This window comes from Intrasporangium sp. (assembly GCF_039812505.1).
In the GTDB taxonomy this organism is placed as follows: domain Bacteria; phylum Actinomycetota; class Actinomycetes; order Actinomycetales; family Dermatophilaceae; genus Intrasporangium_A.
This window is the reverse complement of record NZ_JBDIAQ010000209.1, coordinates 1-4591: the sequence shown is the minus strand read 5'-3', so window position 1 is coordinate 4591 and position 4591 is coordinate 1. Positions and strand designations below refer to the sequence as shown.

The following is a 4591-nucleotide window of genomic DNA, read 5'->3' as shown; positions in this document are numbered from 1 at the left end:
GTCGAGGGCGGGGTTGCGGCTGCGCAGCTCGTCGATGAGGCCCACGGTGAGGTCGATCGGCTTGGTGCCGTGCAGCGAGCCTCTCTTCCCTCGGCCCCTCGGAGTGCGGATGTGGTCGTAGATGAAGGCGTCGGTCACAGTCTGTTCCTTCCGTGGGCGTCCACGACACGAGCACGGTGCGCTCGTGGTCGTGACATCCCAACCCTACGTCGGAGTAGCGACCGGGCAGGTAGGTCGCGCGGGGTGGAACGGGTGGTAGGCCGCTGTTCCCACGGGTGCCGCGGCCGGGCCTCGGTCGACCATCGGGAGACTCAGGACCCGGCAGGGCGGGTAGCGTCGGCTGCGCGCTGCGGCGAGATCCTGTTGGATCCGCGGGAGCACTGCTGCCTCCCGGCTCAGGTGTAGTCGGTCCGGTCGAGGCTCGCTTCGAAGCAAGCCCGGTCAAGGTTGGTGTTCCAGATCCGGCGAGGCGGTGTCGGGCGAAGGCTTCCGATGCCCTTCTCTCGACCGGGTCCGGTGATGAGCTTCTTGCCGTGCACATCCAGGATCGGCCGTCCATCGGCCCCGTACTGGTGTTTGTACTTCAAAGTCGCGAAGGGTGACTTCAGCTCCTGCGGATGACCACTCGGCCTGCTGGGCGAGGCATCGACGGTGCTGGTCAGGGTCATGGTCGACGTGCGGGAGCCCACGAAACACCAGCACCCGAGCGACGGTCGCGTGAGGGTAGCCCTCACGCTGTCGTGCGTTGCGGGCGAGGATCGCGCGGTTCGCGAACAGGGTGGGATGGATGAGCGATGTGTGAGGATCTTGGCCCGGCAGGAACACGTCCCGTGCAGTCGGGTGCACGTTCTGGTAGTCGATGACGACTGAAGTCCTGAGCTCCATGCTGCGACTCCTGACAGGAAAAAGCCCCGCCAATCCCGGAGGACGGCGGGGAACAAGGCAGTCATGATCGCTGAGGAGGTTGATATGCGTCAACCTCGCCTCGCCTCACTCTCCCGTGAGGCACCTCGCCTCGCCTCGATGCTGTGCCGCTTCCTCGCGGCCGTTCACTGATTGCGTGGGCGCGGCCGGTTGGACATCCGGCTGCCTCCGCCTGACCGAGGGCCATCACATGCGCCACCCGGTCTGGAGCCCGGGAGCCACGGCGAAGTAGCCTGCGCCTCGTGGCGGACAAGCGGCTGAACAAGGACCAGTTCTTCGGCAAGCTGGCCGAGCTCGACGAGGCAGGACTCAAGACTGCCCTGTGGACGCTCTACTGGCGTGGTTCGGCACCCGTGCGCGAGCGGATCGAGTCCGCGATCGACCCTCGCGTCGAGGCGGTCCGCAAGGTCGCGGCGGCGGCGCCCCCCGACGCTGACGACGTCCTGCAGGAGGTGCTGGACTTCGTCGGCCTCGCCGGTTCGGGCGCCTACCTCGGCGGCGACCGGCGTGTGTCGCCGAAGGAGCGCTCCGGCTGGCGCTTCACCTTCCGGAGGCTGGCAGACCAGTCGCGGGCCGCCTTGGCCGGCCCGGACGTCACGAGCGCCGGTGAAGCGCTGGAGGCATTGGTCGACCTCGCCCAGCAGACGAAAAGCTACGACCTGTTCCGGTCCGACGACCCGGTCGAGGCGGCTAGGTTCGTCGTGTCGGACGCGGTCGGCGCGCTCTGGACACGCTTCGTGCAGGAGTACGGGTTCGCCGGGTTCGCGCGACGCGCGGCGGGGCAGCTCTACCGGTGGGAGGAGAGGCACGGCTGGACCCGGTACGGCTACGGGTGGGTCGCCGAGCGGGAACGACCGCTCGCAGAGGTCGTCACGCAGCTGCTGCCCACCACGGACGCGTGGGGGCAGTTCGCGGACGCCTACCTCGTGGCGCTCGACGAGGCGGCTCGGACGGCGCCGTCCCGGCGGTCGCACTATGGCCAGCGCGCGGAAGACCGGACGGACGCCCTGGCGATGTGGCACGGCCGCCTGCTCGATCGGTTGGCCGGCTCGGACCACGAGGATCGCCTCGACCGCATCGTCCGGCACCCGACGCTGACGGGGCCCGAACAGACCTTCCTGCAGGCGCGGCTGGCCGAGTACCGCGGTGACCGGGATGCGGGCGCGGTCCTGATCCGCAAGTGCCTCGCCGTGCTGCCCGGCCACCCGGAGTTTCGGGCCTTCGCCGAGGACATCGACGCCGGAGCGTCGTAGGGCCCATGGGGTGACATGCTGAAACCGACACGTGCCGGCACGGCCGAGGAGGAGTGATGCAGTCCCGTTCGCAGATCTACATCGGAGGCGCTTGGGTCGACCCGGCGGGCGACGGCCGGATCGCCGTCGAGAACCCGGCCACCGGTGAGCCGATCGCCACGATCCCCGAGGGCAGCGCCGCCGACGTCGACCGCGCCGTCGCGGCGGCCCGGGCCGCGTTCGACGGCTGGGCGGGCCTGCCCCGGGACGAGCGCCGCGAGTTCCTGCTGCGTATCCGAGACGGCCTCGCGGCCCGGCAGGACGAGATCGGCCGGCTCATCGCGACCGACGTAGGCACCCCGCTGCGCATCGCCACGAAGATCCAGGCCGCCCTGCCCGTCACCGACCTCGGGGTCTACGTCGATGCGCTCGCCGAGCCGGAGCACGAGGAGCGGGTCGGCAACACGATCATCGTCCGCGAGCCCGCCGGCGTGGTCGCCGCGATCACGCCGTGGAACTACCCGTTGCACCAGATCACCTGCAAGATCGCGCCGGCGCTCGCCGCCGGGTGCACGGTCGTGCTGAAACCGAGCGAGGTCGCGCCGCTGAGCGCGTTCCTGCTCATGGACGTGGTCGACGAGGCCGGGTTGCCCGCCGGGGTGGTCAACCTGGTCACCGGCTACGGGCCCGAGGTCGGCGAGGCACTCGTGACGCACCCCGAGGTCGACGTCGTCTCGTTCACCGGGTCGGTCCCCACCGGCACGCGGGTGGCCGCGCTCGCGGCGGCGTCGGTCAAGCGGGTCACCCTCGAGCTCGGCGGCAAGTCGGCCAACGTCATCCTCGACGACGCCGACCTCGCGGTCGCGGTCAAGGTCGGCGTCGCCAATGCGTTCCTCAACGGCGGCCAGACCTGCACCGCGTGGACCCGGATGCTCGTGCCCGCCGCGCGGCAGGACGAGGCGGTCGCGCTCGTCCGGGCCGCCGCCCAGACGTACGTGCCCGGCGACCCGCTCGACCCGGCCACGCGGCTGGGCCCGCTCGTGTCGGCCGGCCAGAAGAAGCGCGTCCTCGACTACATCCGGGCCGGGATCGACTCGGGGGCAACGCTCGTCGTGGGCGGGCCGGAGGACCCGACCGACGGGTCGAGCCTCGCGGGAGGGCACTTCGTGCAGGCCACCGTCTTCGCCGACGTCGACCCCGACTCGGTGATCGCCCAGGAGGAGATCTTCGGGCCCGTGCTGTCGATCATCCCCTACACCGACGAGGCCGACGCGCTCGCGATCGCCAACAACAGCAGGTACGGCCTGCACGGTGCGGTGTGGTCCGCCGACCGCGACCACGCCGTCGCGTTCGCCCGCCGGATGCGCACCGGGCAGGTCGACGTGAACGGCGCGGCCTACAACCCGCAGGCACCCTTCGGCGGCTACAAGCAGTCCGGCATCGGTCGCGAGATGGGCCTGGTGGCGATGGACGAGTTCACCGAGATCAAGTCCATCCAGGTGTGAGCGGCGGCCCGCTCGTCCGGGCGGGCGCGGGAGACCGCGCGGTCGCGCGGGCCCGGCTGAGCGGCATACGCCACGGCGGTATGCCGCCCAGCTTGCTTCTCACGCGGGCGTACTCGCGTCACGGGGCCCGGACGCATACGGTCGGGGGATGAAGCCGTTCCTCAACCCGGCTGCCCGCGCGTGGCGCACCGACGGCGTGACCGGCGACCCGCGGGCCTTCCACCGGAGCCTGCCCGGGTACGCGCCGACTCCGCTGCGGGACCTGCCCGACATCGCCCGCCGGCTCGGGCTCGGGCGGGTCCTGGCCAAGGACGAGTCGGACCGGTTCGGGCTGCCCGCCTTCAAGCTGCTCGGGGCGTCCTACGCCGTGCACCGCGCCGTCGAGCAGCAGCGACCGGCTGCGCTGGTCACGGCCACCGACGGCAACCACGGGCGCGCCCTGGCCCGGACGGGGCGGCTGCTCGGCCTGCCGGTCCACGTCTACGTCCCCGCGGGCGTGCACCCGCAGGCGGTGGCCGCGATCGAGTCCGAGCAGGCGGCGGTGCACCGGGTGGCGGGCGACTACGACGAGGCGGTGCGCCACGCCCGCGCGGCAGCGGCGGACCTTGGCGCGCTGCTCGTGCAGGACACCGCGTGGCCCGGCTACGAGCGGATCCCGGGGTGGGTCGTCGACGGCTACGCGACGATGTTCGAGGAGGTCGACGAGCAGCTGGCCCGGCTTCAGGTCGCCCCCGACGTCGTCGTGGTGCCGGTCGGCGTCGGCTCGCTGGCGCTGGCCGCCCTGCGGCACTACCGGGACCGGTCCCGCACGCAGGTGCCGGCACTGGTGTCGGTCGAGCCCGACTGTGCGGCTTGCGTGCTGGCCAGCCTGCACGCCGGCGAGCCGACCAGCGTCGTCACCGGCGAGACGATCATGGCCGGGCTGAACTG

4 protein-coding genes and 1 pseudogene are annotated in these 4591 nt (G+C 71.6%); 3 read left to right on the top strand and 2 right to left on the bottom strand.

Annotated elements, in window-relative coordinates; genetic code table 11:
- A pseudogene (locus WMI84_RS17015) lies at positions 1-138 on the bottom strand (acetyl-CoA C-acyltransferase); the annotation flags it as partial.
- 257 nt (positions 139-395) lie between these two features.
- Positions 396-668 (bottom strand): hypothetical protein, encoded by a 273-nt coding sequence (locus WMI84_RS17010; RefSeq protein ID WP_347354965.1) that lies wholly within the window; start codon positions 666-668, stop codon positions 396-398.
- Between the two features lie 498 nt (positions 669-1166).
- Between WMI84_RS17010 and WMI84_RS17005 the strand changes: the two genes are divergently transcribed.
- The 3 genes from WMI84_RS17005 to WMI84_RS16995 form a co-directional block, all read left to right on the top strand.
- On the top strand, positions 1167-2177 hold the full coding sequence (locus WMI84_RS17005; RefSeq protein WP_347354964.1) for a hypothetical protein: 1011 nt from the start codon (positions 1167-1169) through the stop codon (positions 2175-2177).
- Positions 2178-2233: 56 nt separating this feature from the next.
- Positions 2234-3661 (top strand): aldehyde dehydrogenase family protein, encoded by a 1428-nt coding sequence (locus tag WMI84_RS17000; RefSeq protein ID WP_347354963.1) that lies wholly within the window; start codon positions 2234-2236, stop codon positions 3659-3661.
- 148 nt (positions 3662-3809) lie between these two features.
- The coding region (locus tag WMI84_RS16995; RefSeq protein WP_347354962.1) for a pyridoxal-phosphate dependent enzyme at positions 3810-4591 on the top strand (782 nt) is incomplete at its 3' end.